At 38.6% G+C, this 26,000-nt stretch carries 30 protein-coding genes; 11 read left to right on the top strand and 19 right to left on the bottom strand.

The window, feature by feature from the left end:
- Positions 1 to 79 precede the first annotated feature (79 nt).
- Positions 80 to 643: a competence protein ComK gene (locus MKY17_RS06180; protein WP_098371345.1), complete on the bottom strand. Its 564-nt coding sequence runs from the start codon at positions 641 to 643 to the stop codon at positions 80 to 82.
- 320 nt (positions 644 to 963) lie between these two features.
- Between MKY17_RS06180 and MKY17_RS06175 the strand changes: the two genes are divergently transcribed.
- On the top strand, positions 964 to 1,200 hold the full coding sequence (locus MKY17_RS06175; protein WP_034314641.1) for an IDEAL domain-containing protein: 237 nt from the start codon (positions 964 to 966) through the stop codon (positions 1,198 to 1,200).
- A 70-nt stretch (positions 1,201 to 1,270) separates the two neighbouring features.
- Here the strand turns inward: MKY17_RS06175 and MKY17_RS06170 are convergent, their stop codons facing one another.
- The 7 genes from MKY17_RS06170 to MKY17_RS06140 form a co-directional block, all read right to left on the bottom strand.
- Positions 1,271 to 2,080 (bottom strand): YitT family protein, encoded by an 810-nt coding sequence (locus MKY17_RS06170; protein ID WP_098371346.1) that lies wholly within the window; start codon positions 2,078 to 2,080, stop codon positions 1,271 to 1,273.
- 149 nt (positions 2,081 to 2,229) lie between these two features.
- On the bottom strand, positions 2,230 to 3,495 hold the full coding sequence (locus MKY17_RS06165) for a M48 family metallopeptidase (protein ID WP_098371347.1): 1,266 nt from the start codon (positions 3,493 to 3,495) through the stop codon (positions 2,230 to 2,232).
- Positions 3,496 to 3,875: 380 nt separating this feature from the next.
- Positions 3,876 to 4,544 carry a response regulator transcription factor gene (locus MKY17_RS06160; RefSeq protein ID WP_179891050.1) on the bottom strand — a complete coding sequence of 223 codons (669 nt, stop codon included), beginning with the start codon at positions 4,542 to 4,544 and terminating at the stop codon, positions 3,876 to 3,878.
- Positions 4,545 to 4,721: 177 nt separating this feature from the next.
- Positions 4,722 to 5,249, bottom strand: a complete 528-nt coding sequence (locus tag MKY17_RS06155; protein ID WP_098371349.1) for an HD domain-containing protein — start codon at positions 5,247 to 5,249, stop codon at positions 4,722 to 4,724.
- Positions 5,250 to 5,425: 176 nt separating this feature from the next.
- On the bottom strand, positions 5,426 to 6,970 hold the full coding sequence (locus MKY17_RS06150) for a fatty acid--CoA ligase family protein (RefSeq protein ID WP_098371350.1): 1,545 nt from the start codon (positions 6,968 to 6,970) through the stop codon (positions 5,426 to 5,428).
- A gap of 179 nt (positions 6,971 to 7,149) precedes the next feature.
- Positions 7,150 to 8,139 (bottom strand): lipoate--protein ligase, encoded by a 990-nt coding sequence (locus MKY17_RS06145; protein WP_098371351.1) that lies wholly within the window; start codon positions 8,137 to 8,139, stop codon positions 7,150 to 7,152.
- A 41-nt stretch (positions 8,140 to 8,180) separates the two neighbouring features.
- On the bottom strand, positions 8,181 to 8,915 hold the full coding sequence (locus tag MKY17_RS06140; protein ID WP_098371352.1) for an MBL fold metallo-hydrolase: 735 nt from the start codon (positions 8,913 to 8,915) through the stop codon (positions 8,181 to 8,183).
- 173 nt (positions 8,916 to 9,088) lie between these two features.
- On the opposite strand from MKY17_RS06140, the gene yhfH reads away from it, so the two are divergent.
- The gene (gene yhfH / locus MKY17_RS06135; protein ID WP_065310849.1) at positions 9,089 to 9,217 is read left to right on the top strand and encodes a protein YhfH; all 129 of its coding nucleotides are present in this window, start codon (positions 9,089 to 9,091) and stop codon (positions 9,215 to 9,217) included.
- Between the two features lie 162 nt (positions 9,218 to 9,379).
- Here yhfH and MKY17_RS06130 read toward each other — a convergent pair whose 3' ends face one another.
- From MKY17_RS06130 to hemE, 3 genes are all read right to left on the bottom strand, one after another.
- Positions 9,380 to 9,955 carry a TetR/AcrR family transcriptional regulator gene (locus MKY17_RS06130; RefSeq protein WP_098371353.1) on the bottom strand — a complete coding sequence of 192 codons (576 nt, stop codon included), beginning with the start codon at positions 9,953 to 9,955 and terminating at the stop codon, positions 9,380 to 9,382.
- A gap of 281 nt (positions 9,956 to 10,236) precedes the next feature.
- Positions 10,237 to 11,172 (bottom strand): ferrochelatase, encoded by a 936-nt coding sequence (gene hemH / locus MKY17_RS06125; protein ID WP_098371354.1) that lies wholly within the window; start codon positions 11,170 to 11,172, stop codon positions 10,237 to 10,239.
- 78 nt (positions 11,173 to 11,250) lie between these two features.
- A complete protein-coding gene (gene hemE, locus MKY17_RS06120; RefSeq protein ID WP_098371355.1) occupies positions 11,251 to 12,294 on the bottom strand; it encodes a uroporphyrinogen decarboxylase in 1,044 nt (347 codons plus the stop codon).
- A gap of 269 nt (positions 12,295 to 12,563) precedes the next feature.
- On the opposite strand from hemE, the gene MKY17_RS06115 reads away from it, so the two are divergent.
- Positions 12,564 to 13,079, top strand: a complete 516-nt coding sequence (locus MKY17_RS06115) for an antibiotic biosynthesis monooxygenase (protein WP_098371356.1) — start codon at positions 12,564 to 12,566, stop codon at positions 13,077 to 13,079.
- A 182-nt stretch (positions 13,080 to 13,261) separates the two neighbouring features.
- Here MKY17_RS06115 and MKY17_RS06110 read toward each other — a convergent pair whose 3' ends face one another.
- Entirely contained in the window at positions 13,262 to 13,885 is a 624-nt protein-coding gene (locus tag MKY17_RS06110; RefSeq protein ID WP_098371357.1) for a phosphatase PAP2 family protein, read from the bottom strand.
- 92 nt (positions 13,886 to 13,977) lie between these two features.
- Here MKY17_RS06110 and MKY17_RS06105 point away from each other — a divergent pair, with 92 nt between their 5' ends.
- Positions 13,978 to 15,189, top strand: a complete 1,212-nt coding sequence (locus MKY17_RS06105; protein ID WP_098371358.1) for a M20 family metallopeptidase — start codon at positions 13,978 to 13,980, stop codon at positions 15,187 to 15,189.
- A 28-nt stretch (positions 15,190 to 15,217) separates the two neighbouring features.
- On the opposite strand, the gene MKY17_RS06100 is transcribed toward MKY17_RS06105, so the two are convergent.
- From MKY17_RS06100 to MKY17_RS06090, 3 genes are all read right to left on the bottom strand, one after another.
- Positions 15,218 to 15,925, bottom strand: coding sequence for an EcsC family protein (locus MKY17_RS06100; RefSeq protein ID WP_339201496.1), 708 nt, complete (start codon positions 15,923 to 15,925; stop codon positions 15,218 to 15,220).
- Positions 15,926 to 16,027: 102 nt separating this feature from the next.
- Positions 16,028 to 17,236 carry an ABC transporter permease gene (locus MKY17_RS06095; RefSeq protein WP_098371359.1) on the bottom strand — a complete coding sequence of 403 codons (1,209 nt, stop codon included), beginning with the start codon at positions 17,234 to 17,236 and terminating at the stop codon, positions 16,028 to 16,030.
- On the bottom strand, positions 17,229 to 17,972 hold the full coding sequence (locus MKY17_RS06090) for an ABC transporter ATP-binding protein (RefSeq protein WP_076367270.1): 744 nt from the start codon (positions 17,970 to 17,972) through the stop codon (positions 17,229 to 17,231). Before MKY17_RS06090 ends, MKY17_RS06095 begins: the two co-directional genes overlap by 8 nt.
- A 660-nt stretch (positions 17,973 to 18,632) precedes the next feature.
- On the opposite strand from MKY17_RS06090, the gene MKY17_RS06085 reads away from it, so the two are divergent.
- The 5 genes from MKY17_RS06085 to MKY17_RS06065 all read left to right on the top strand — a co-directional run bounded on the left by MKY17_RS06085 (position 18,633) and on the right by MKY17_RS06065 (position 22,787).
- Positions 18,633 to 19,055: an HIT family protein gene (locus MKY17_RS06085; protein ID WP_076367272.1), complete on the top strand. Its 423-nt coding sequence runs from the start codon at positions 18,633 to 18,635 to the stop codon at positions 19,053 to 19,055.
- Positions 19,056 to 19,314: 259 nt separating this feature from the next.
- Positions 19,315 to 20,418 carry a 3-phosphoserine/phosphohydroxythreonine transaminase gene (gene serC / locus MKY17_RS06080; protein WP_098371360.1) on the top strand — a complete coding sequence of 368 codons (1,104 nt, stop codon included), beginning with the start codon at positions 19,315 to 19,317 and terminating at the stop codon, positions 20,416 to 20,418.
- A gap of 126 nt (positions 20,419 to 20,544) precedes the next feature.
- Positions 20,545 to 21,063: a tryptophan transporter gene (locus tag MKY17_RS06075; protein WP_076367276.1), complete on the top strand. Its 519-nt coding sequence runs from the start codon at positions 20,545 to 20,547 to the stop codon at positions 21,061 to 21,063.
- A gap of 591 nt (positions 21,064 to 21,654) precedes the next feature.
- Positions 21,655 to 22,026: a YtxH domain-containing protein gene (locus tag MKY17_RS06070; protein WP_098371362.1), complete on the top strand. Its 372-nt coding sequence runs from the start codon at positions 21,655 to 21,657 to the stop codon at positions 22,024 to 22,026.
- 182 nt (positions 22,027 to 22,208) lie between these two features.
- Positions 22,209 to 22,787, top strand: coding sequence for an HTH-type transcriptional regulator Hpr (locus tag MKY17_RS06065; protein WP_034314691.1), 579 nt, complete (start codon positions 22,209 to 22,211; stop codon positions 22,785 to 22,787).
- 2 nt (positions 22,788 to 22,789) lie between these two features.
- Here the strand turns inward: MKY17_RS06065 and MKY17_RS06060 are convergent, their stop codons facing one another.
- Positions 22,790 to 23,116, bottom strand: coding sequence for a DUF1878 family protein (locus MKY17_RS06060; protein WP_098371363.1), 327 nt, complete (start codon positions 23,114 to 23,116; stop codon positions 22,790 to 22,792).
- Between the two features lie 891 nt (positions 23,117 to 24,007).
- Here MKY17_RS06060 and MKY17_RS06055 point away from each other — a divergent pair.
- Positions 24,008 to 24,190, top strand: coding sequence for a hypothetical protein (locus MKY17_RS06055; RefSeq protein WP_034314696.1), 183 nt, complete (start codon positions 24,008 to 24,010; stop codon positions 24,188 to 24,190).
- Between the two features lie 111 nt (positions 24,191 to 24,301).
- On the opposite strand, the gene MKY17_RS06050 is transcribed toward MKY17_RS06055, so the two are convergent.
- Entirely contained in the window at positions 24,302 to 24,385 is an 84-nt protein-coding gene (locus MKY17_RS06050) for a YjcZ family sporulation protein (RefSeq protein WP_061462016.1), read from the bottom strand.
- A gap of 183 nt (positions 24,386 to 24,568) precedes the next feature.
- Entirely contained in the window at positions 24,569 to 24,652 is an 84-nt protein-coding gene (locus MKY17_RS06045; RefSeq protein WP_098371365.1) for a YjcZ family sporulation protein, read from the bottom strand.
- Positions 24,653 to 24,851: 199 nt separating this feature from the next.
- On the opposite strand from MKY17_RS06045, the gene MKY17_RS06040 reads away from it, so the two are divergent.
- Positions 24,852 to 25,718: a peptidylprolyl isomerase gene (locus MKY17_RS06040; RefSeq protein ID WP_098371366.1), complete on the top strand. Its 867-nt coding sequence runs from the start codon at positions 24,852 to 24,854 to the stop codon at positions 25,716 to 25,718.
- Positions 25,719 to 25,772: 54 nt separating this feature from the next.
- Here the strand turns inward: MKY17_RS06040 and MKY17_RS06035 are convergent, their stop codons facing one another.
- Complete coding sequence (locus MKY17_RS06035) at positions 25,773 to 25,961, bottom strand: sporulation YhaL family protein (RefSeq protein ID WP_048677962.1); 189 nt, start codon at positions 25,959 to 25,961, stop codon at positions 25,773 to 25,775.
- Positions 25,962 to 26,000: the final 39 nt, after the last annotated feature.

Raw genomic sequence — 26,000 nt, 5'->3', positions numbered from 1 at the left:
CCTTCTTTAATAAGAAGGGCTTGCTTTAATTTTGAATGAATCCCGTTTGCATTCTTTTATGATTATCCCTGAAACCCCACTAACGCGGTATATACTTTGACATTACCTCTGAAGCCTTTGCCCCATTTGCATCGGAAAACAGATAGAAGGATTTCCTCTTTGTCTCCTCAATTCTCTGGATCAATTTCGTTTTTAAAAAAGATGTCCGGTGCAGCTGGTTTTCGAAAGAACTGCATGATACTGCTATATCGATAGTTTGTCTATTCCTGAATGTGATGGTTGTATGTTTGGAATCCAGGCGATCATAGGATGCCACATGCTCATGTGATAGCCAGATGCATTGAGGACGCAACGGAGATGTAGTCGGAAAGAAGAAAATCGAACTGGTCGGATCAATCGCGATCGGTGCTTTATGTGTGATGTTTATGAGCTGTTTCGTGCCTTGCTTGCGTCCTTCATAACTTGATCCGAAGAACTCACAGCTTTTCTTTATTATTTCCATGGGTTTAAACGGGGAGATGAACTCGTCCTCCATTTCAACGATACGGGAATATATTTTACTGCCATAATTGATTGGCGAAACCATTAGTGTATGTGGCGTGATTTCATATTCCTCGATGATTCCCTGATTGTTTTCCTTCATTTTTAATCCACCTCTTCCTCATTACTAAACACCGCTTTTACTTTACCGAAGCTTATACTCTTGATTGCTTGTACCCCTCCATTCCCCATTGTCTAAGAAGAGTGAAGGGGAATAGTAAATGTATGTTAAATTACTCACTATAATAGCACAACCCTAAAACATAAAAAGGGAGTTCACGAAAAATTAAGAATTCTTTTATTTAGTGGCTTTTTCGTCATCTAAATGACACATTCTCTATTAATGTTTAAATTTTTTAAATTTTCAGTTGATTTTATCCGCTCAAATCCATATAATAATAAAAAGGGTCAGGGGTGGTAACTTTGAAAAATGAAAAATCTTATTCAGAGTCAGTGAAGTCCTTATCAATGAGCGAAATGAAAAACGATGCCGTGGTTCAGGAAATGTTAATTGATATGATTATTCAGGAAGCCGTCCTTACTACCAAAAAGAATATCCTTGCAAAACAGATCGATGAAGCCTTGGATATGAAAAACAAACCTTTATTCTTAAAACTAAGTTCTGAAATGAACGTTTTACTAAAACAGTTCGGCAATTAAAATGCATGAATAAAAAAGCCTAATGATCAGAAAAGCCTCCCATAATATTGGGAGGCTTTTCTAATTATCATCACTCTTTATGAAACATCCCCATGACCTCGGCTGTTTCGGTTATATTGACAAAAGCATTCGGATCCACTTCTTTTATCATCGTTTTTACATCGGTTAACTGATAACGTGTAATGACTGTCATCATTACTTTACTCTTTTCTCCTGAATATGCACCTTCACCATCCATGACTGTAATTCCACGATAAAGGTTGGTCAAGAGCTTGGTTTTCATTTCGTCACTCTTTTTGGTAACGATCATCAATGTTAATTTAATGTGATTGGAATGGATCGTATCGATCACCTTTCCTGCTGCATAAATGGAAATCAGCGTATATAATGCGGCATCCCAACCAAAGATGAAGCCTGAGATAACCACCACAACTGCATTCATCACCGAAAGCAATGTACCAAGTGGAAAGTCGCTCTTCTTAGCCAAAAGCATGGCAATGATATCAAAACCGCCTGAAGAACCTGAAGCACGAAAGATGATGCCTATACCGAATCCCGATATGATTCCGCCAAATAAAGAAGACAAAATCGGATCAGTGGATATTCCGTGAACTGGAATGAGGTATAAACTGACGGATATCACGACAACTGATAATATCGTATAGGTGATAAAGCGTCTCCCTAATTTCAAGTATCCAAGAATCAGCAATGGCAGGTTCAACAGAAAATTCAATATCCCTGTGTTGACCGGAGTGATGATTCCGAACATAATCGCAAGTCCACTAAGTCCGCTGCTTAAAATTAAATGAGGTATCAAAAATAAGTTATAGGCTACTGCAACAAGCACTGAGCCCATAGTGATCAAAAGTACATTATACATATCCGATCTCCTTAAAACGAACTGGGAATTTAATTTATTATAGTAGAGAACCTTAGGTTTTTAAAAATAATAGTTTTTTCTGAAAACAACTTACAAACTTACATTTTTCCGATATAGAAGAAAAAAGCCAGCTGGTTTTCAGCTGGCTTTCAATCACCCTTTGTATCTGTATTTTCAACCGTTGAAATCCGCTCGAGCATGGTTGGATGGGAATACCGCAGCCATTTAACCAGGAATGGTGGGTTGACTTGACTCAAACCCGACCTCGTGAGTTCCTGGAACGTCGTGATTGCTGATTCTTTATCCCCGGTCATTTCAATGGCATAACGGTCAGCCCTTGTTTCTTGATATCTGGAAACATAATTGGACAGCGGACTCGAAGCAAAGAGCAGCACAGACGTTATTAAGAGAAATAAAGGAAGAGAAGAAATGCTGTCAATAGAACGAACCTTTAACAGATGGCCCCAGCGTTTAATGATAAAGTTCATGATTTTCGATGTCATCCACAAACCGATTAAAGTCAGTCCTAAATAACCTGCAATCCCTATATAAATATGCTTTTCCACATAATGAGCCATTTCATGTGCCATGATAAAAAGGATTTCATCTTCCTTCAGTTTGTGCAGGGTCGTATCCCAAAGGACTATTCTTGAGTTGGAACCTATGCCGGTCACGTATGCATTCAAGGCATTTGTCTTTTCCGCCATATTTACTTCATACACGTGTTCAGCAGGAATTTCAGCCTGTGAGGCAAGTGCCAATATTTCCGTTTCCAGCTCTTTATTTTTGAGCGGATAGAATTCATTATATAGCGGATCAATCAATACAGGCTGTACAAACATCAGAAACAAGGTAAATGGAATGGACAACATCCAAGCATAGAGCCACCACTTCTTCACACTTTTCTTCATTAACCAATACAAAACGGACACGATGATGAACATCATCCCGAAATTCACCCAGAATTCGATGACTCCATCCTTCATCCACGAGGTGAAACTTTGTGTGCTTATATGGTAACTCCTGCTCATCCGATATCCGATGAAACTGATTGGAAACAGTGCCAGGTAAGAAATAACGGAAAGCCAGAATAAGTAGATGCCCGTTCTGACCGCTTTCCATTTCGAGACTGCCATTGACGACTTTTCAAATGCTTTTGAAAAACCAAATAATAAAATGAAGAAATACAGCAGCCATTCATATGGCCTGGATACGAAAAAAATAAAATTCCGCAGTCCTGAATACTCTTCGCTAAGCTTTAGTTCCCTTGCATTCAGAAATGTTGCAGGATCTGCTGCAGTTCCACGCAAAGCTTCGGGAATCGAGGTATCAGCTCCATAAAAAATATACCAATACATCGCCGCTGCATAAAGGATATATAACAGAATCGCTCTTCCAGCCCATTTTCTAACCATGATGCCCCTCCTTAAACGAATCTCCTCTTAATAGTTTAATCCAAAATGGACAGGTTAGAACCGCATTTCCCTTCTATATTATTTATTCCTTTCAATCTCCATCATTTTTTTATTTTTTCTTCTTTATTATCAACCTTAAGATTTCACAGAATACACCTTCAGTCAAAAATGTACTTCCGGGATAATATTGACATCGAGGAGATGAAATGATGAATATGCAGAGATATTTTTAAAAAAACGGAGGGCTTTGGAGGTTTAAGGTAACGACGACTTTATCCCTTTGCCGGCACCTAATTACCTTGATGTAAATCGTTTCATCAAATTTTTTGGAATGCGAAATCGATAATGAAGCCGACTAACGGAACAGCGGGCATGAGTAGTCATCCCTTCATCCCGCTTTTTTGAAAACTATACAAAAGTGCCATAAGCTCCGGTCGATTATTAACATTCAGTTTTTTGTAAATACGGCTTATATAGTTTTTTACCGTGCCGATGGATAGAAAAAGTTTTTTTGAGATTTGCTGATTTGTTTCACCTTGGGTCAGCAGGATAAGCAGTTCATACTCGCGTTTAGAAAAGGCCCCCAATTTTTCGATTGCCTTATCCAAAGTTACTGGTGATCTTTCAACATCCTGCTGCAGCTTCTTCATTAAAATTGATTTAAATGAGGCGGGATAAACTATCTGACCGTTGGCACATTGACGGATTGCCGACAGCACTTGTTTCATTCCGCCATCCTGTAACACATAACCTGCTGCACCATGGCATATCGCTTCGATAAGATAATGATCTTCTGAATAGTCAGTAAAAATGAGGAAAGGAGTGGATGGATGTTTTACCTTTAGGATCGGCATGACTTCCTGTCCATACTTCCCAGATGACCGGGCATCAATAAGAATGACATCTGGCATGACTGATGATGTGTGATTAAAATCAAGAAGGTCCATTTCACTTCCAGTCACCCCTATGGCCTTAATGTCTTCTTCTTTTTCGATGAATTCCTCAAATCTTCCCTGACCACCATATATCAATAGCTTAATCGACTTCATAACATCACCTGTTACTTTCATTATTGTTATTAATCCGATAATTTTTTATAATTGCCCGCGCTAATAGTTCTATTGGTCTATACTTTACATCATTAATTCACCTGATAACAAATTTAAACTGTAAAATGCTTAAAAAGTGTACCTCCTGACAGTAAAAAGGCTATCACCCGTTTGTCTTCAGGATGATAGCCTTCTTCTTTGTTCCTCATCTATGAGCGTATCAAGTTTCATGATGCTCTCCTGTGCCCGGGGAAAATCAATTTTGCGATAATGGTGTTTTCCACCTTCTTCTTCATCTTTTTCGTCGGCCCATTTGACGACTTGCTGAAGCGGTGTACGAATAATATCATTTGAAGGTAAGAACGAATCGGTGTGAAATAAAATGGCGAGGGAAATGGTCTTTGCCTTTATCGGGTTTTCCCCCAAGCGGATTAAAAGTTTATGTGCTCGTTCTGCACCTTTGATGGGGTGAATATCATTTTGTTTATACAAATCATAATCCCATTTACCATTGCGATACCAGGTGAAATGACCCATATCATGCAAAAGTCCAGCTTTAGCAGCAATATCAGGGTCGACATTATACTCGTTTGCTAAGTGAAACGCATGGTATGCTACCGCAATCGCATGTGCCAGACCTGAACGGTTCAAGTATTTTTGAGCAATGGGATGTGTAAAAATATCCAAAAGCTTTACATCTCTCATCTAACCCCTCCTTACAATTATGTGGAAATTTTTAATGACAATCATAACTCTTTTCGAAACAAGAATCAAGGTTTTAAGATTCTCCAATATATTTTATGCAGCATGATACACTTTGGTTGTACAAAAAAAGGACCATTGCCGGATATAGGCAATGATCTCCTTATGATCAATGAAATTCAGTTTTGCAGTACATGGTTTTTCAAAGAGCGACGTAAAATTTTACCAGTCGCGTTTTTTGGAAGTTCAGCCAAAAACTCAATTTTTGCCGGTACTTTATATTTGGCCAAATGTTCCATGCAATAGGCAAGCAGTTCTTCCTCTGTCAATGCATTGTTTTTCTTTACCACATAGCACTTAACCACTTCCCCTTGATTGGGATCGGGAACGCCTAGGGCTGCTGCCTCAACTACTTCAGGATGGGCATACAGAACCTCCTCCACTTCACGTGGATAGACATTATAACCACCGACGATGATAAGCTCCTTTTTACGATCTACAATGAAAAAATAGCCTTCATCATCCATCCTGGCTAAATCGCCTGTATATAACCAACCATTTTTCAAGACAGCGGCTGATTCTTCAGGCATTTTATAATAGCCCTTCATTACATTCGGACCTCTGACAACCAATTCTCCTACCTCATTGATTTGCACTTCTTCTCCAAGCTCATTGACCACTTTGTTTTCCACCCTAAGGATGGAGGTTCCGATGGATCCCGACTTCCTTGGACGATCCAAAGGATTGAAGCAGGTAACTGGGGAAGCTTCGGATAAGCCATATCCTTCTGAAACCCTGACATTAAATTTTCGCTCGAATGATTCAAGAAGGGACACAGGCATTGCGGATCCTCCCGATATGCATATTCGTAACGACTTCAAAGCATCTTCATTCGCATCTGGATATTGGAAAAGAAAGTTATACATCGTAGGCACTCCAGCAAAAACGGTTGCATCATATTTTTTGATTTGCCTGAATATTTCCTTTGGACTGAATTGCGGGACAATTAAAAGCGTACCTCCGCTTATCAATGGGGCATTCACAACTACCGTTAAACTGAAAACATGGAACATTGGCAATGTCGTAATGACACGGTCACTTTCCGAGATTTTTAAATATTCACCAATATCATGTGCATTGGAGTAGATATTGGTATGTGTGAGCATGGCCCCCTTTGGTTTCCCCGTTGTTCCGGAAGTATAGAGTATGATTGCCGTATCTTCAGGATCCAGTTCTGGCCCTTTAAAACCGTCATCCCCCGTTTCGATCATTTTTGTAAACGATTTCATTTTTGGGTAGATGTTAAATTCGCTAATATCCCCATTATCCTGCTGCGTTTCGCAAATAACATATTGTTCTACGCTTGAGAGGATCGGGTTCATTTTCTCTAGTAAGGGTAAAAGCTTATCTAATGCCACAACAACCTTTACATCGCCATTATTAAGGATATAACCAATCTCGTCAGGTGTGTAAATTGGATTGACGGGAATTACGGTCGCCCCTGCTCGCATAGCCCCATACAACGAAATGATGAAATGTGGAGAGTTGCCTAATAACAGCGCAATGTTATCACCTTTGGAAACACCCAGCCTATGTAATTCGTCTGCGAACTTCGTAACGGCTTTATCCAATTCCCCATATGAAGTGGATTGATCCATAAAGTAATATGCTGGCTTATCCGCCTTTTTTAAAGCCATTTGATGAAGCTGTTCAGATAAATTCATCTTTCTCCCTCCCCTGCAAATAGCATGAATGAATAGTCATTCATTTTTATGGTGAACTAAATACATTTTTATTATATTAAAAGAAAGCTATTACAGCAACAATTTTATCCATATTCAAGCAATTACTGTCATTATTAGGCACAAAAGCCGTCCTATTAAGTCGGGACGGCTTTTGTGGCTTAATATATTAGTGCCAATATTTCTTCTTTCGTTACATTGCCAAAATAATGACGAACATCGATCTCATCTAGTACCCTGCTGATTGCTTCCTTTTCATAACGTGTTCCAGTAAGCTTTTGTTCAATATCCGCAACCTCTCCGACCCCGAAGAAATCGCCGTAGATTTTACAATTTTCAATAATTCCCCTGTTCACTTCAAGGCGGATGTCAACAGACCCCACAGGGAATCTATGTGAGTTTTGCAAGTTGAATTTAGGCGATTTTCCGTAATTCCACTCCCAGTTTTGATACCTTTCTTCAGAGATTATGTGAATTTTCTCCCAATCCGTCTCCGTTAAAATATACTCTGTAACCTTACCGCTATCTTTGAAAATATTTTGCAGAAGGAACGAACGGAACTCTTCAACAGACATCGGTTCTTTTAAGAAATCAGCAATATTACCGACACGGCTTCTTATTGATTTTATCCCTTTTGACTCTATTTTATCTTTTTTCACTTTTAAAGCGGATACAATATGATCCATTTCTGATTTAAACAGCAATGTCCCATGACTGAACATTCTGCCCTTCGTTGAAAACATCGCGTTTCCCGAAATTTTCTTTCCTTCAGCCAGAATATCGTTACGACCGCTCAATTCAGCATGTATTCCAAGTTTCTCAAGCGTTTCCACGACAGGTTGGGTGAATTTCTTGAAATTATGGAAACTATCCCCATCGTCCCTCGTAATGAAACTGAAATTTAGATTCCCTAGGTCATGATAAACCGCTCCCCCCCCGGAAAGGCGGCGAACAACTGTAATGCCATTTCCTTCTACATAATCGGCATTGATTTCTTCAATCGTATTTTGATTTCTTCCTATGATGATTGAAGGACGATTAATGTAAAATAAAAGATAGGTTTCATCTATATTTAAATGTTTAAGTGCATATTCTTCAATGGCAAGGTTAATTCTTGGATCTGTAATTCCCTTATTATCAATAAAAAGCACAGTTGTTCCTCCTTGTAGACTTCATATCACTGATGTTTCATTTATAGTTGGAATTCGAGATTGGTTTTAGCTACAGCTATTTCCCTTTTGAATACCTCGGATGCTTCTTTTTTCAGTTGATCAAGATTCCCATAATGAGGGAGATGAGTTAACAGCAAAAGCTGGACGTCAGCCTTTTCCGCTAGCATGCCCGCTTCTCTTGCCGTCATATGCCCCGCCTTTGAACCATCCATATCACTGTAAAAGTTACTTTCACATAGTAAAACATTTGCGTCTTTAGCGAAATCTGCAAGCTCATCCATATATGAACTATCCCCTGTGTAAACTATCGAATGATTTTCTGCTTCAATCCTCATTGCAAAACAAGGGACTGGATGATTTGTTTTCATGAACGTAAATTTACACGGTCCAATGGTTAAGGGTTGATCAGCAGTGTAGGCTATCCCCTTTGTCACGTCTTTATAAGTTAACTTACCAAACTCGACTTCGTCCAAATCATGACCATAAATAGGAATCGTCCTTTTTTCGCTGCCCAATATCTGCTGTATGAACGCAGCGTGCTGCAGGACACCAATATCCGCTACATGATCCGGATGATAGTGGGATAATACAACTGCACCAAGATCCTCCGGCTTCATATGGTTTTGCAGCTGTGATAGAACACCGCTGCCACAATCAAGCAGAATGCGAAAATCTTCATATTCAAGCAAATAGCCGGAACTTGCCTCATTTTTAGCTGGATAACCGCCCCAGCAGCCAATTACGGTGATTTTCATGCTTAGGCACTCCTTTTTTTCTCTCAATGACTTCCCCATTAATATAAACTATTCTTGCCCTTATTTCACCTTTTTTACTTATGTTATAAAACATTCATTGACATTGTAAATCTGTTATAATACAATATAACTATAGAAAAGCGAATAATAAAATAATTCAGGAGATGATGTTCATGATTCAAAGTAGCGTTGAGTTCTTTAAAAACCTGCCTCCGAAACAATGCACGGAATGCGGAAAAAAAATCGAAGAACAGCACGAATGTTATGGAAACCACTGTGATCATTGCCTTTCTGGAGAGTAGTATTCTTGTGTTCCACCATCCGCTTCCCAAATAGCAGGATGAATTCATATAAGGTTCAGTTTCGCAGCTGAAAAACATCCCCAATAAAAAGAAGAGATACCGCTCATCGGCATCTCTTCTTTTTATTGGGATTCATTGACTTTCAGCAAAAAAATAGAATTATCACTTTACGGATAATCCTTTGAACAAATATATTTTAAATAGTTCAGCAATTTCCTCTTTCTCTAACGGGGCATGGTTCCTTTCCCAATCAAAAATCAGGGCAAGGTACATCTTTAGCATCAGGAAAGCTGTTATCTCTGGATCGCAAGGCTGTATATAGCCCTTATCAATCGCTATTTTTAGTTTTTCCTTAATGTAGGATACAATGGCTTCTTCCATTTCATTAACCATTTCCTGAACGGCCGGCGTACCAATTTCCCGCTCTTCCTGAAGAAGTTTTAAAGATAATTGATGTTCCTGCCTGAACTCCAGAATTCGATAAACGGCCCGATGCAGATTTTCAAAAAAGGAGAATTGATCATCCAAAGATTGTTCAGCTTCATATTTCATTTCCTCTATCATCCGCTGAACGATTTCTTTAAACAGCTCCTCTTTATTTTTATAAAAGGTATAAATGGTCCCTTTTCCCACATTGGCAATTTTAGCGACTTGATCCATCGTCGTTGCCTTATATCCAAAAAGTGAAAACGACTTGGTCGCGGCTTCTAAAATTAATTTTTTACGATCAACAGACATTTCCCACCTCGATCCTGACCAAACGGACAAAATAGTCATTATGTTCAACGATATCATACCAAAAATATTCAGTCTTTTCAATTAAATTTTCGATTTTTTAGAGAAACAATGGCCATCCTCATTAATGGACAGCCACTTTTTCAAAAGGGGTATTTATTTAAATCACTCAGGTAAAGTAAAAAAAGCGTCGCTTTTCCAGGTGCATGGCATCTATCAACTTCATATGAAAATATGTAGAGCGAATTGTAAGCATGGTTAAACTGGTTTCCTCTATTGATTAATCACTTTTCCTGTAATTTGTTTAAAATGATTGTAGCCAAAGCATCGATGAATTCAGGTTTAACATTGGGCATATCCGGCCTATAGTAACCTGCACCAATCTCTTCTGTCACAACCTTACATTCATAATCATTATCATAAAGGACTTCAAGGTGCTCGGCAACAAAGCCAACAGGAATATAAATGAAAGCTTTATAACCTTTTGTTCGATGAAGATCTCTGGTTAAATCCTGTACATCAGGTCCCAACCATGGTTCAGGTGTTTGTCCAGCGCTTTGCCAGCCTACTGCATAATTGGTAACCCCTGCGCCTTCAGCAATCATGTCTGCCGTTTCTTTCAGTTGATTTGGATACGGATCTCCTGATTGCAGGATTTTTTCAGGAAGGCTATGTGCCGACACAATCAAAGCGAAGTTATCGCGTTCTTCCGAGGACATTTTCCCGATTACTTCTTTTATTTGGTCTACCCAATATTGAATGAATTTCGGTTCATCATACCAGCTTTCAACGGAAGTTATGGTCAGGTCCCCCCATTTAGCGGCTTCGTCCTGGGCACGTCCATTATAAGACTTCACGCTGAATGTTGAAAAATGCGGTGCCAATACTATACTGACCGCTTCTTTGATTCCATCTTCATGCATTTGTTTCACTGCGTCTTCAACAAAAGGTTCAATATGTTTCAGTCCAAGATATGCCTTGAATTCAACTTCTTCCTGAACGGAATTCAATTTCTTTTCAAGGGCTTCAGCTTGTCCTTCCGTTATTTTTGCAAGCGGGGATAATCCACCAATCGCTTCATATCTGCCTTTTAGGTCGGCAATCAATTCATCGCTTGGCCGTCTCCCATGACGAATATGTGTATAATATCTTTCAATATCCTCTTCAGTGTATGGAGTACCATAAGCCATGACTAAAAGGCCCATTTTTTTTCTTGACATGAAATTACACCTCATTTAAAGATTTCGTTCTTTTATTGTGCATCCAATTAAGGATTTTTAGCAAATGGTTCGCTCACCTTACTTCATTTTTGATGAATATTCATGAATGAAAGCGGTCAGCCTCTTCAGTGTTTCCGGATTTACGGAAGGGAAAACCCCATGTCCCAGATTAAAGATGTAGCCGTCCTGTTCCATGCCCTGATCCAGGATCCTTTTCGTCCGTTCTTCTATAACATCCCATGATGATAAAAGAAGGGCAGGATCAAGATTACCTTGTACCGTTTTCTGTATTCCCATTTGTCTTGCTTCTGTAATTGGCAGTCTCCAATCGAGCCCGACTACATCAATCGGAAGATCATTCCACTCAAGTGCCAAGTGACTTGCGCCGACCCCGAACATGATTAGCGGTACATTTTCTTCACGCAATGAAGTAAAGATACGTGTCATGATCGGCTTGATGAACACGCGGTAATCTTCAACGTTCAAAGCACCTACCCATGAATCAAAGATTTGGATGGCACTAACGCCGGCTTTAATTTGTGACTTGACATATACGATGATCATATCCGCTAGCTTATCCATTAATGCAAACCAGGCCTTGGGCTCGGAATACATGAAAGCTTTCGTTTTATTGTAGTTTTTGGATGGGCCGCCTTCAATCATGTATGAAGCAATGGTGAAAGGTGCCCCGGAGAAACCGATCAAAGGAACGGACAATTGCTCCGTGGTCAATAATTTAATCGTGTCCAACACATATGGGATATCTTTCTCTGGGTTCAATTCGCCTAATTTTTCAACATCTGTCACCGATTGGATCGGGTTGGCTATGACTGGACCGATTCCGGACTTAATCTCAACATCCACACCAATGGCTGGTAGCGGTGTCATTATATCTTTATATAAAATCGCAGCGTCTACGTCATATTGCTCAACTGGCAATCTAGTCACATAAGCGCATAATTCCGGCTGATGAGTAATCTCAAAAAGGGAGTACTTCTCTTTCAACTTACGGTATTCCGGTTGTGAACGGCCAGCCTGACGCATATACCAAACAGGCACATGATCCGTTTTCTCTCCTCTTGCAGCTTTTAAAAATGTATCATTCGTAATTTCCTTAGACATTAATATCCACCTTTCAAGCAATCACGTTTCTATTTTTATTCATTACCTACATAGAATATCAGAAGGATGTTGAATTTGAAATCGAATCTCCTTAAACTATAGCTTTTTCTATAATAGAAGTATAGCCAACCTATTTATTTGTCAGAAAATCGACTTTTTTATAAGTATCTTACCGGTATCAGACTATTGGTTAGATTGAAAATGGTAAAAGCACTATTCATTGGGTAAAATGGGTATACAGGTACTATATAGATATTGGAGGGGAATTTATGAATGTATTCATCACATCAGGCAGTTTCAATTTTTTGAAAAGCAAAAAAGATAAGCATCCGAATGAAAATATATTACTTATGCAAAACCCTGACACTACAGTACTTTTACATGAAACAGAAGGTAAAACGCTCTTCAGCTCTCCACGTAAGTATGAAGTAGTTGATGGGAAAGGGAACCTTCAGGATCATGGGTATGTAGTCATGAACAATATACCTGTCAGTGAAGAAGGAAGGCCGGTATTCGAACATCGTTTTAAAAACAGGGCAGGATTCATTGAAAATGAACCAGGTTTCGTCGCACTTCGTGTACTGCGGCCAATCAACTCTGAAACTTATGTAATCTTAACGATTTGGGAGAAACAAACCGATTTTTTGAACTGGAAGAAATCCAGTTCCTTTCAGAAGGCGCATAACAGCGACTCCAAAGCTCCCGTTACGAATTCCAGCCAGAAGATGTTTTCAGGTGAAGCCTATGTAACGCAGTATACTTTGGTGAAGGATTCAGAAGAATAATCCAATCTTGCTCAATAGGAGGCCCATCCCTCAAGGATGGGCCTCTTTGAATATATAGTAATACAGAGCGTTATTTGGGACTGCCCAAAAATCATATGAACCTATAACAATCCGACAAATTCCTACTTTATTTCCGGGGAAATGCAACGGGTATTTACAATTATTTTATCTGAACCCTTTTTTCAAAGTACTTTAGGCCCGAGGAATTCATACAATTTAAACAAGGTTAAAATATATGCCGCTCCTAATGCAAAACCTGCCAAGATATCAGTTGGAAAATGAACTTTCATAGCGATCCTACTGACCCCGATTAGCAGAACCAGACAAACGAAACCGATTCCCACTGCCCATTTCAAAGAGTTTCCTTTAATTTCTTTCATGATTAAATAAGCAACCATACTGAAGAAAATAAGGCCCACCATTGCGTGTCCACTGGGAAAACTGAAGCCAGCGATCTCCATCAAATGATTTTCAGGGCGCACTCTTTTAATATGATTTTTTATCCACCCATTTAATACATCACCCCCGGCCATACCGATAGAGAAGATGGCCATGGTCCAATAATCCTTCTTTATTATCCACAAATATAGAACACATAATAAGCTTCCAAAACCAATGAACTTGGATTTCCCAAGATAGGTAATGGACTTGAAGAAAGTGAACGAAAAAGTATTCTCACCTACGGAAATAAGTTTCGTAAAATATGTATCGAACGCTAAAGGCTTTCCACTCTCGACTTCTTGCATCAAAAAAAAGAATAGCAGCAAGCAAATCAAAACCATAGCAAACCAGGAATATTTAATCATGATATATATCTCCTCAAGGTATTTAATTCACTTTGGATCATTCAGAATATGATATACTATTTACAATTAATCCAATCATTAGGAGGCGCAAAATGATACAGCGATTACACGATCTTCTAGATGGTTCATATGAAGAAATGGTTTCCATCAGACGTTATCTTCATCAACATCCCGAGCTTTCCTTTCAAGAAACCCAAACGGCTGCCTTCATCGCTGGATATTATGAAAAACTTGGAATCGAACACCGGGCGAATGTAGGCGGTAATGGTGTTATTGCCAAAATCACAGGCAATAAGCCTGGTAAAACCGTAGCTTTGCGCGCTGATTTCGACGCCTTACCCATTCAGGATGAAAAAGAAGTTCCCTATAAATCTTCCGTACCCGGGGTAATGCATGCGTGTGGACACGATGGCCATACAGCGACACTCCTTGTCCTTGCAAAAAATCTGAATGATCTGAAGGATGAGCTCGAAGGTGAATATATATTTATCCATCAGCATGCTGAAGAATATGCTCCAGGAGGTGCCAAACCGATGATTGAGGCTGGCTGCCTTGATGGGGTGGATGTAATTTTCGGCACCCATTTATGGGCTACGGTCCCTACCGGAACAGTCCAATACGCTTATGGACCCATTATGGCCGCTGCTGACCGTTTTGAAATCACCATTCAAGGGCAGGGCGGACATGGAGCCCAGCCGCATAAAACCCGTGATGCAATCGTAGTCGGCTCCCAGCTAGTCATGGCCCTACAGCAAATCGTAAGCCGCCGCCTTAACCCAATAGATTCTGCAGTCATTACAGTCGGTTCCTTTGTAGCGGATAATGCCTTTAACGTCATTGCAGATAAGGCTAGAATAATCGGGACCGTCCGCACTTTCAAGGAAGATGTCCGTTCATTCATAAGCGAAGAAATGGAGCGGGTTATTAAAGGAACCTGCCTAGCTGCCGACTGCACTTATGAATATCAATACTTTCAGGGTTATCCAGCTGTTATTCCACATGTTGAGGAAACTAAATTCCTCATCGAAAGCACTGAATCCGTCAAGGAAGTTTTGATTACAGAGGAAATTGACCCGGATATGACAGGTGAAGATTTTTCTTATTATTTACAAAATGTGAAAGGTACATTCTTCTTTACGGGGGCCAAGCCAAAAAATGAACATACATATCCGCACCATCATCCTTTGTTTGACATCGATGAAAAAGCGATGCTTATTGCAGCCAAAATATTAGGCACTGCAGCTGTAACCTATCACAATAAGAAACAATCATCGCAAAAGGTGAATGAATCTTTATTACGGTAATGATAAAGGGACGGGTTCTCCCCGTCCCTTACTCTTTTAGAAGTCTGATTCTGTAACAATTGACTGCCGTCTCCCCAAGTTGTTCCAACAAATGATGGTTGGCATATGCACCGACAGCTGCCCCAAACCCTGGGACTAGCTGGAACATTTTGATGACATCGATGTGATCGCGATATTCCTGCTGAAATTCTTGCCAGTCTATTTCCGGCCATTTCCCTGAATCCCATTCTTCTATTACCCGTAATGTTTCCAGTTTTTTTTCCTCGCTCGAAAATGCCATCTGAAAGATATGGAGTATGAATAGGCGTTCCTCATATTTATTTGGATCAAAACCATATATACGGGATATTTCGAATAATAACTTCATCTTGATGCTAAGCAGTAATGGGAAATCAGCCAATCCAATTAAAAGTCCTGCAGCTCCGGTTCCAACACCTTCTATAACGGCCGTTTTCCGATAGGCCGTTACAGTTTCCGCAACCCATTCTTCTTTTTGCTGCAAGGATAGAAGCACTACATTTTTTTCTTTAGACATATATTTCGAACCTGATAATACGGCCTCTATCATCCCTTTAATACTATCAGTAATCATTTTGTGCACTCGGTCTGGAATATAACTATTCATTTTGATTTGTGCCTTTTTGGATATCCGCTCAAGCTTGCCGGATTTCTTGGCTACTTTCTTTTTCCATGATATTAGTTCCGATAATGCCTTTTGTCCATATTCATCCATCATTTAACACCTCCGTTAAATATGTATATACCACCTATGAGGCTTTTAGTTTCAATTTTCATTTCTTAAAAGAAAAAGCTGATTTTATGAAAAATCAGCTTCTGATTAAAAGTTTTTAATTTTCTTTGCTGCATAAATTTTAAAACCGAGCAAGAAAACAAGCCCCATTGCCAAGGCGGCTAAAGCGGACATCCATTCCCCTTTCACTAGCAGGACCAAACCGAAGACAAGGTCCTCAAATAATAAGAAATAGGAAATAAGCTTTATCACTGCAGATTCTCTCATTTTTGCTGGCAATGGATACAAGGAGACCCATACCTTCCATTCATGAGCCTTCCAAACCGGCAGCAATTGCAGGGCTGTCATGAATAGGAACATGAAGGTTACAATCAAATGTGCCCATATGTTAGTGAATACACTTAAAATCACTGACCCAATGATAGTCAAGCGAAAACAAAGTCCCACATAATCATTCGATCGCAACAGAGTACGGGCGTAAAGGTAGGTATACGTTGATTTTTCACCATACGGAATGAATGATAATAGCCAGTCCATCCATTTCCTTCTTGCTACCTTTCCTTTCAAATGAGGAACATCAGTAAACATGTTCGCTATTCGATAAAAAGAATTCATCCTCTTGTTTTCCAATTCCACCAGCCGTTCCCACTTAAGCACAAACCCTTTAGTTGCGCTTCGGTAATACATGTAAAGTCCTAACAATAATAAAAATGTTATAAGTGCAAACAGTATATTTGCCCTTGAACAGATGAAATAAAGAATCACTCCATTAAGTAAAAAGCGGATGAGAGAGTCCCAATGGCTCACTGATGTATCCTGATATTTCAACACCTGCCAGCGCATGGTTAAATTCAAGAACTTCAAAATAAGCAAAACGACCAGGATGATCCCAAGGTCCGTGCCTCCTGCACCCGTAACCTTCGAATACATCGGTATAGATGCGATGAGGACAACCAGAAGAATAAACCCCTGCATGACCCAACTTAATATCAGTGAATTTTTGAAATAGCTTCTCAACTTCGTTTCAAGCGGAAGCAGGAATACCGTATCAGGTTCTTTCAAAAAAGTATTAATCGGGCTTCTGGTCACAATGATCGATAAAACAAAGGCCATGATCAATTCAGCAGGGAAATCACTGTCCAACGTCTTCACCCAATCACTGTAATAATAGGCCAAACCACCAAGTACCAATACCATGACAAAAACAAGATGGCCATTAAAAATATAGCGCAGATATTTTTGCGTTTCATTTATATAGCCTAAATATCTTTCCTTCCAGAGATTTTGACTATTCATGACCGATTTCTTCTTTCGTCAATTGAATATATAAATCGTCAAGAGTTGCCCCCGGCATGGAAAATTGTTCACGAAGCTGCTCAAGATCGCCTTTTGCCCGGATCTCTCCATTATGCAGTATTATGAAAGAATCACAATACCTCTCGGCTGTTGCCAGTATGTGTGTAGACATTAAAATTCCCGCTCCGCTCTCTTTCATTTTCCTCATCAAATCGAGCAGGGATTGAATGCCTAATGGATCTAGACCTACGAAGGGTTCGTCGACGATATATAAAGACGGCTGTACTAAAAAGGCGCACATTATCATGACCTTTTGCTTCATTCCTTTTGAGAAATGGGCCGGAAACCATTTAAGCCTTTTTTCCATATGGAATTCCTTTAATAGAACGTCCATCCTTTCTTTATATGTGGCTTCCGCCAAACCATGTGCCATGGCCGTAAGCTTTAAATGCTCCTCAAGTGTAAGCTCATCATACAAGATTGGCGTTTCTGGAACATAAGTGAATTGTTTCCGATATGTATCCGGGTCCTGGGCAAGAGTTTTACCATGAATCGAGACACTTCCGCCTTTCGGCTCCATGAGTCCGATGATATGTTTAATCGTCGTACTTTTCCCAGCCCCATTTAGCCCAATTAACCCCACTAGCTCATTTGGTTGAATGTCAAAACTTATTCCCTTTAAAACGGGCGTTTTTGTATATCCGCCCACTAATTGCTTTATTTCCAATAAGGACATATAAACGATCCTTTCTATATAGAGGTTCTTATTTCCATTTTATCAAATTCTCCTGCTTTTATATAGTCGAGTGTCCCCGGAACTAAATTTCCATAAATAACCAATTATATTTTTCCTGCTTGGTGGTCATCATAAATAAGGAAGAAGGGGTTAGTCATTACGTGTGATTCACATCATATTGTAAATGAGGTGTCAGTTAAAGACGTATTACACTGAAATACCCAACTGTTTTATTACAAATGATTCACATCATATTGTAAATGAGGTGTCAGTTAAAGACGTATAACTGAATTAAACCAGAAGCTTCATTAAAAAAAATCGTTTCGAGCAAGGAGATGGTTCTCTTGCACGTAAAAGCAGAAAAATCATTCAATAATTATCAATTATGCTTTGAAAGTTGATGAAACTTTTAAAAATATAGGAGATGGTTGCTTTGAATGGAAAATCTCTAATCAGATAATAACCATATTTTACTAAAATGTAGATGAGGTGTTTGTCGCAGAGAATTTATGCTAATGCGAATTTTGAAGCAAAACCCCCTTTTTCAACAGGCAGGGTGCAACTTATGTTGCATCCTGTTTTTATGATTTTTCCTTTTCTCAAGGATTCAAGCTATGGTACGATTAACCAAATACATTAACTTCTAAAGGGGCGTTTTTAATGAGTGATTGCATTTTTTGCAAAATAATCAATGGGGAAATCCCAAGTTCCAAAGTTTTCGAAAATGAACATGTATTGGCCTTTCTCGATATCAGTCAAGTAACTAAAGGCCATACGCTGGTAATACCTAAAGTACATAAGGAAAATCTTTATGAGTTGACACCCGAGATTGCCAAGAACCTTTTTGAAGTGGTGCCGGAAATTGCCCGCGCCATGAAGCAGGAATTCCAACCTGTAGGCCTGAACCTTTTAAATAATAACGGTGAAGCCGCTGGACAGTCCGTTTTCCATTTTCATATGCATTTAATTCCTCGGCATGGTGAAGGAGACGGCTTTGGGGCTGTTTGGAAAACGAATACCAGCGACTATACACCAGATGACCTGAAACAAATCGCTGACTCCATTGCACAGCATTTAAAATGAGACCGTGATGGCGTGTGCAAATTTCTTTTTCCTTTCGTTATACCTTTTTAATTGAACGTTAGCTAACACTGGTTGCATGAAAAAACAATGATCCCGATTTGGTCCTCACTCAAAATGGAGGACCTTTTTGCATTGGCCCATCATTAAAACAAAATGTCACCTAAAATTCTAAATTTTCCTCCTATTGAATTTAGTTTTCTGGTAGGATATATGAATAGTCTCAAATACTTTATCACATAGTCGCATAGGAGGAAAAAAATTGAAACGTGCACGTAATTTTAACGCTGGGCCAGCCGCCCTTCCCTTAGAAGTTTTACAAAGAGCCCAAAACGAATGGTTGAATATTGAGGATTCCGGTATGTCGGTCATGGAATTAAGCCATAGAAGTTCGGAATTCGAAAAAATTCATAACCATGCCATTCAATCATTAAAAGACCTCATGGAAATTCCTGAAAATTATGAAGTTCTCCTGCTTCAAGGAGGAGCAAGCCTACAATTTTCCATGATTCCCATGAACATTTTGAATGATGGGAAAAGGGCAGATTATGTCCTAACTGGTTCTTGGTCGGAAAAGGCATTAAAAGAGGCCAAAAAGGTTGGTGAAACGGCTGTTGTCGCTTCATCAAAAGATGAAAAATATACGTTCATCCCTAAAGTCGAAGACATCCAATTGAATGATGATGCTGCATATCTTCATATCACAAGCAATAATACGATTTACGGTACGCAATGGAAGGACTTCCCGGAAACAGGGGGCATTCCTTTAGTAGCTGATATGTCAAGTGATATTCTCAGCAAAAAAATTGATGTTAGTAAATTCGGCATCATCTATGCAGGTGCACAAAAGAATCTGGGTCCATCGGGAATCACGGTCGTTATCATCCGTAAAGATTTAATTACAGATAATGACAAAGTTCCATCCATGATGAACTATTCTATCTATTCGAAAAATAATTCTTTATACAACACTCCCCCGACATTGGCCATTTACTTATTGTCCCTTGTGTTGGATTGGGCAAAAGAACAGGGCGGCGTTGAAAAGATTGCTGAAGTCAATGAAGAAAAAGCAAAAGTCATTTATGATGCCATCGACGGCAGCGATGGTTTTTATAAAGGCCATGCCCTACCGGACAGCCGTTCATTAATGAATGTGACGTTCACGCTTCCGTCAGAAGAAGCTGAAGTACAATTCCTTAAAGAGGCAAAGCAAGCCGGATTCGTAGGACTGAACGGTCACCGTTCCATTGGTGGCTGCAGAGCATCCATCTATAATGCTGTCCCTATATCCCATTGCCAGGACCTTGCGGATTTCATGAAGAAATTCCAGGAATCGTATAAAGCGAAGGAAGCTCAAATCCTTTAATTAAAACAAATATAACTTCTAAAAAAATAGGTCTTATGATATACTATTTTAAACTTCTTGCAACAGGCAATAGTGCATTGTTGAAGAAAAGATGTTAGTTGAGATGAGAATAGGAGAGATGAGTAAATGAAAACGAAAACCCTTGTGTCACTGTCCCTATTAATCGGGATTGGGGCTGCCCTGCATTTTATCGTACCTGGATTCTTCCTTGGAATGAAACCGGATATGATGCTGTTGATGATGTTTTTGGCGATTACCCTGTTTCCCGCGAAGAAGAATGTTTTCATTGTCGCCCTGGCTGCTGGAGCCATCTCTGCCATGACAACTACATTTCCTGGTGGACAGATTCCAAATATCATAGACAAATTGGCAACAGCCTTTCTGTTTTACCTTTTATTCATCAGTCTTAAGAAGTTTTCAACATCCGTTGTCACCGTTAGTATCTTGACTGCCGTAGGAACAATGATTTCCGGCGCTGTCTTCCTTGGTTCGGCTTATTATATCGTTTCCCTTCCAGGGCCTTTCGTTGCACTTTTCGGCGCTGTTGTACTTCCTGCCGTACTGTTAAATACAGTTGCGATGGTCATCATTTATCCAATTGTGAACGGCATCGTAAGAAAATCAAATATACCCATTAATGCTTAAGCAGCAGGATCATCATACCTAAAAAAGCACCGGAATATCCGGTGCTTTTTTTCCAATCTTATGAATCTGGAATTCTAGTCAGAATCATCCTTCATCATTGAATCAATATCCACATAAACCAAATGAAAAGCAGTAAAACCCCGGGGAGGCCCATAGCGAAGGCTCTAGCCTGGAGTACCCTCTTAGGCGGATAGATGCCAGGAGTTTTAGCTCGCCTTAGAAAATACCCCATTCCGCACACGCATACCAGACCTATTAAAAAAATGATTTTCATTCTTTACCCACCAGTGCCATCCATGTTCCGACAGCTTGTTTTTATTATCTATATGCTGATCTTCCTTTTATATGAAGCATTATTAATAAAGCTTCAAGTTATTTTTAAATATTATATATTTACTCTCTAAGTTTAAAAAAATATTTTTGTGATATAAAGATAAAATGGTCGATACTCTTCCATAAGGATGAAAATTATGGTATTTTGATATCAATAGTATTTCTCTCCCTATTTATCATAATTTCCAATTGATGCTTTTTTCAGCAGGGATTCAGACCATGGAAAGCGAAAACATAATATAAAATGAGGTGATCCTAATGAAAGCAAAATCATTAATAATTGGCTTTTTGACTGGAACAGTAGTAGCTGGTGCGGCAACCTTACTTTCAACACCAAGTTCAGGTAAAGACCTACGGACCCGCATCAAAACGAATACCGAAGAAATTAAGAATACAATTGATGAGTTAAAGGTAAAAATGCTAAATATTAAAGATGACACGATGGAGGCTTCACAAATCAGCAAAGAAACGGTAAAAACGTTCATTTCGGATGTTCAGGTCGTCATCGAGAACTGGAAGCGGGAAATCGAACCCAATAAAAATGAATTATTGAAGAACGTTCAAGAAATTGAAAATTCATTGAAAGAATTGGAAGCGGCCTCCCCTTCTTCTAAAAAGATTAATAGCTGACATCGTCACACAAACTTGATTCTCCATTTTTCCCAATAAATTACATGGTTTATTGGAGAAGAATGGAGAATTCATTAAAAAACTAAAATTTTCTAAAAATTTTGCAAATATTTTTCTTTATTAATTTTTATTTTATTGTCATAATAAATATATAGAATCTTATAAGTAGGTGAGCCCATAATATGCAGAATAAAAATTATTCTATGAAAGAAGCAATGATTTTTAGTCAACGAATTGCACAATTAAGCAAAGCATTATGGAAATCGATTGAAAAAGATTGGCAGCAATGGATCAAGCCCTATGATTTAAATATCAATGAGCATCATATTCTTTGGATTGCCTATCATCTTAATGGCTCTTCCATTTCTGATGTTGCAAAATTTGGGGTCATGCATGTTTCTACGGCATTTAACTTTTCAAAAAAATTAGAGGAACGCGGATACTTAACATTTTCCAAAAAAGAAAATGACAAAAGGAATACGTATATAGAGATCACAGCGGAAGGTGAAAAAATTCTTCTTGATTTAATGGAGACATACGACCCAAGCAAGAACTCTGCTTTCTCAGGTGCACTTCCACTGCGTGAGCTTTATGGCAAGTTTCCGGATATGATTGAAATGATGGCCATCATCCGTAATATCTACGGTGAGGATTTCATGCAAATCTTTGAACGATCCTTTGATAACATTGATCAGGAGTTTACTGACGTGGAGGGTAAAATCACAAAAAAAAAGATAGAGAAAGAAACTGAGCCAGTTTAATCTCATACTCTATCCATTTCCTTCATGAATGATACATATAAACCTTGTGAGAGGCATGCATCAATGCATTCCTTTATGGTTATTTTTGGATTAACATTTCTTTCAAATTGATTAAAAAGCGGTCGAAAGTTCATATACCCTTCCGCTTTTTCTATTTCATAGCGTTTGCTCAAGATATCACATGTTTCCAATAATTCTTTCGCTTCCTTCTTCGTGAAATTTTTTTCCACAAATAGATAATCCAACTTGGCCTCCGGATTGCGTATCAGGTTTAATAAAAGCCGTTGATGAAAACGGAGTATTTCTATTTCTTCATTTATATTTTTCATACATCACTTATCCCCAATCGATCATTCAATTTATCCTAAAAGGCATATAACCATTTTTTGATTTTTCACGCTCAGTAATCTGTCAGATCCCTGGTTCAAAACCTGGCCTTAAACGCCCTTAGCTTGCCTACACACTATATTGATTTTATCTTAAAGTTAATCCAAGAATTTCATTGCTTTTTCCACCCATTCATCGTAATGTATGTAAGTATATTAAAACAGCTTTGGAGGGCTGATTTCGAAATGAATTCGTGGAAAACAATTGACGTGGCAAAACAATATGGCAGTTGCCGTCTGATCTTTTTTGCAGTTTTTACTATATTGTTGTCTTTTGTTCTGATCTATACATTATTAAGTGTCTTTTTAACTCATGTTATTTTGTATGGCGATCAAACAATGGTATTTTTTAGCCTATTGCTCTTATTATATCCTGTTCACAAACTATTACACTATTTACCTTTACGATTATTATGTAAAAAAGTAAAAACTTCTTGGTCCTTGAAGTGGAACCTTGTGCTTACATGCAAAGTCAATGTACATGTTCCGATTCGAAAGCATCTTTATCTTTTGACCCTTGTACTGCCTTTCGTCATTATGTCTATCATATTGATTGGTTGTGCCCTTAGTTTTCCACATTACATTCATTATTTCACTATTTTATTATCCATGCACACCGGATTATGCGTATCGGATTTTATTTATATAAAAAACCTGATTGGTTCCCCAAGGCATTCTTTTATCGAGGAACATCTCGAAGGATACGATATACTTATTCAAAAGTGATTTCTTATTCATTCATAAAGATGTCCAATAAGATTTTTAAGTATCTTTTTTCATTATAATTTGGTATCGTATTTATACATGATGTTTTGCAAGGAGGGATTTTAGGTTTTGATCTCGTTCTGGTTTATTATTTTTGCTATTTTGATCCTTTATAATATTAATAGAATGACAAACTCTTTATGCATTCAAAAGGAAATTGCTGAAGACCGGCAGCCTAAAGTATTCAGGACCATTAATGTATTAATTACAATTATGTTATTATCCTCCTATATTGAAATTTTGTATACGTAGAGATGAGCAACAAATGATGGCCATCATTTGTTACATACATTGGTGATACCCGGGGCATTATCCACATAAAGAAAAAGGGCGAAGCAACAGCTTCGCCTTTTATTTATGAGTTTATAACCAAGAAGCTCCAATGATGATTAACAGGATGAAAAGAACGACAATTAGAGCAAAGCCTCCACCTATTCCTCCAGACATTGATCTTCCTCCTTTCCATTCTTAAGTAATTGTAATTTCATGCACACCCTTAAATCCGCCAAAAGGAATCCATTCCTTTCTAAGCTTGATATTCACTTCGTCTTTTTGTTGAGCGGCTACCCTATCCTATTCAACTCCATCACAAAAGGAGTGGGCTCTTTCCATTATTAATTTTGCAGCCGATTAGAAACAGGCTGATCCTATAATTATTAATAATATGAATAACACCACTAACAAAGCGAAACCTCCGTTAAATCCATTACTCATTTTACTCCCCCCTTTTGTTGTCCTCGATTTATCATATGTAATGATTTATTATCTGGGTAGGCGTACACCCATTTTTCAAAAAAATCTTAGTCATACGCCAATATATTATTTTTTGTAAAGCAACCAGAATATGTTATAGTTAATTTTGTGGAAATACGAAAAATAGCAAACCAGAAACTTAAAACTAGGAGTTGTTTTTATGAAGAAGTGGGCATTATCGATTGCTGTTACTGCAGGGCTGATTGGACTTACAGCATGCAACAGCGACAAGGAAGCAGTCGTGGAAACTAAAGCGGGGGATATAACTAAAGAGGAATTTTACAATGTAATGAAAGACCGTTATGGTGAAACCGTTCTTCAGGAACTTGTTTATGAAAAAGTTCTTTCTGAAAAATATACAGTAACTGATAAAGAAGTTAAAGCTAAAACGGACGAACTTAAAGAGCAAATGGGTGAAAATTTCGAAACGGCCCTGGCCTCTTCCGGATATAAGAGCGAAGATGATCTTAAACGTGCACTTAAAATCGGCATGCTTCAAGAAAAAGCAGCCGTAGCCGATATAAAAGTTAAAGAAGCTGATGTGAAAAAAGCTTATGAAGACTATAAACCACAAATCAAAGCGAGACATATTCTAGTGAAAGACCAAAAAACAGCCAACGAAGTTAAAGCTAAATTGGACAAAGGCGAAGATTTCGCTAAACTTGCAAAAGAATATTCAACAGACACAGGCACAGCTGAAAAAGGCGGCGAGCTAGGCTGGTTCGGACAAGGTGAAATGGTTCCTGCATTTGAAGAACAAGCTTACAAAATGAAGAAAGATGAAATCAGCAAACCGGTTAAATCCGATTATGGCTACCACATCATCCAACTTGAAGATATAAAAGAAAAGAAATCATACAAAGATATGAAAAAAGATCTTGAATATGATTTGAAAGTCGCTCAAATTGACCAAACTAAAGTTCAAGATATTTTGAATGCAGAAGTTAAAAAAGCGGACGTGAAGATTAAAGATAAAGATCTAAAAGATGCCATTACTTCTGGTGATGCAACTAAAGCAGAAAAATAATTCGATAGTAAAAAGCGACAGGACTTTGTCCTGTCGCTTTTTATCATCATTCAGCTATGCCCCCTGATTTATATCCTTTTTACGCCTCTCGCGCTCTTCTTCCATGCGTTCAATGTACTTTTGACCTTCCTTCTCAATCCAAGCATCATCTATGAGGCGTTCCTGCCTAGCTGTCCAAATTGACATGACTGCACTGACAATTATCCCAATAAACACGAACCATATCCAAATTGGCATGTCCATTCCCTCCCAAAAAATCTACTATTCATTTACTAGAGAATA

Source organism: Peribacillus sp. FSL P2-0133 (genome assembly GCF_037975445.1).
In the GTDB taxonomy this organism is placed as follows: domain Bacteria; phylum Bacillota; class Bacilli; order Bacillales; family DSM-1321; genus Peribacillus; species Peribacillus simplex_E.
The sequence above is the reverse complement of the archived record's forward strand: the minus strand, read 5'-3'. Positions and strand labels throughout refer to the sequence as shown.

Coding starts and splice junctions, on each gene's coding strand:
- MKY17_RS06180 (WP_098371345.1), bottom strand. CDS start 643: ATGAAGGAAAACAATCAGGGAATCATCGAGGAATATGAAATCACGCCA.
- MKY17_RS06170 (WP_098371346.1), bottom strand. CDS start 2,080: ATGTATAATGTACTTTTGATCACTATGGGCTCAGTGCTTGTTGCAGTA.
- MKY17_RS06165 (WP_098371347.1), bottom strand. CDS start 3,495: ATGGTTAGAAAATGGGCTGGAAGAGCGATTCTGTTATATATCCTTTAT.
- MKY17_RS06160 (WP_179891050.1), bottom strand. CDS start 4,544: ATGAAGTCGATTAAGCTATTGATATATGGTGGTCAGGGAAGATTTGAG.
- MKY17_RS06155 (WP_098371349.1), bottom strand. CDS start 5,249: ATGAGAGATGTAAAGCTTTTGGATATTTTTACACATCCCATTGCTCAA.
- MKY17_RS06150 (WP_098371350.1), bottom strand. CDS start 6,970: ATGAATTTATCTGAACAGCTTCATCAAATGGCTTTAAAAAAGGCGGAT.
- MKY17_RS06140 (WP_098371352.1), bottom strand. CDS start 8,915: ATGAAAATCACCGTAATTGGCTGCTGGGGCGGTTATCCAGCTAAAAAT.
- yhfH (WP_065310849.1), top strand. CDS start 9,089: ATGATTCAAAGTAGCGTTGAGTTCTTTAAAAACCTGCCTCCGAAACAA.
- MKY17_RS06130 (WP_098371353.1), bottom strand. CDS start 9,955: ATGTCTGTTGATCGTAAAAAATTAATTTTAGAAGCCGCGACCAAGTCG.
- hemH (WP_098371354.1), bottom strand. CDS start 11,172: ATGTCAAGAAAAAAAATGGGCCTTTTAGTCATGGCTTATGGTACTCCA.
- hemE (WP_098371355.1), bottom strand. CDS start 12,294: ATGTCTAAGGAAATTACGAATGATACATTTTTAAAAGCTGCAAGAGGA.
- MKY17_RS06115 (WP_098371356.1), top strand. CDS start 12,564: ATGAATGTATTCATCACATCAGGCAGTTTCAATTTTTTGAAAAGCAAA.
- MKY17_RS06110 (WP_098371357.1), bottom strand. CDS start 13,885: ATGATTAAATATTCCTGGTTTGCTATGGTTTTGATTTGCTTGCTGCTA.
- MKY17_RS06105 (WP_098371358.1), top strand. CDS start 13,978: ATGATACAGCGATTACACGATCTTCTAGATGGTTCATATGAAGAAATG.
- MKY17_RS06100 (WP_339201496.1), bottom strand. CDS start 15,925: ATGATGGATGAATATGGACAAAAGGCATTATCGGAACTAATATCATGG.
- MKY17_RS06095 (WP_098371359.1), bottom strand. CDS start 17,236: ATGAATAGTCAAAATCTCTGGAAGGAAAGATATTTAGGCTATATAAAT.
- MKY17_RS06090 (WP_076367270.1), bottom strand. CDS start 17,972: ATGTCCTTATTGGAAATAAAGCAATTAGTGGGCGGATATACAAAAACG.
- MKY17_RS06085 (WP_076367272.1), top strand. CDS start 18,633: ATGAGTGATTGCATTTTTTGCAAAATAATCAATGGGGAAATCCCAAGT.
- MKY17_RS06075 (WP_076367276.1), top strand. CDS start 20,545: ATGAAAACGAAAACCCTTGTGTCACTGTCCCTATTAATCGGGATTGGG.
- MKY17_RS06070 (WP_098371362.1), top strand. CDS start 21,655: ATGAAAGCAAAATCATTAATAATTGGCTTTTTGACTGGAACAGTAGTA.
- MKY17_RS06065 (WP_034314691.1), top strand. CDS start 22,209: ATGCAGAATAAAAATTATTCTATGAAAGAAGCAATGATTTTTAGTCAA.
- MKY17_RS06060 (WP_098371363.1), bottom strand. CDS start 23,116: ATGAAAAATATAAATGAAGAAATAGAAATACTCCGTTTTCATCAACGG.
- MKY17_RS06050 (WP_061462016.1), bottom strand. CDS start 24,385: ATGTCTGGAGGAATAGGTGGAGGCTTTGCTCTAATTGTCGTTCTTTTC.
- MKY17_RS06045 (WP_098371365.1), bottom strand. CDS start 24,652: ATGAGTAATGGATTTAACGGAGGTTTCGCTTTGTTAGTGGTGTTATTC.
- MKY17_RS06040 (WP_098371366.1), top strand. CDS start 24,852: ATGAAGAAGTGGGCATTATCGATTGCTGTTACTGCAGGGCTGATTGGA.
- MKY17_RS06035 (WP_048677962.1), bottom strand. CDS start 25,961: ATGGACATGCCAATTTGGATATGGTTCGTGTTTATTGGGATAATTGTC.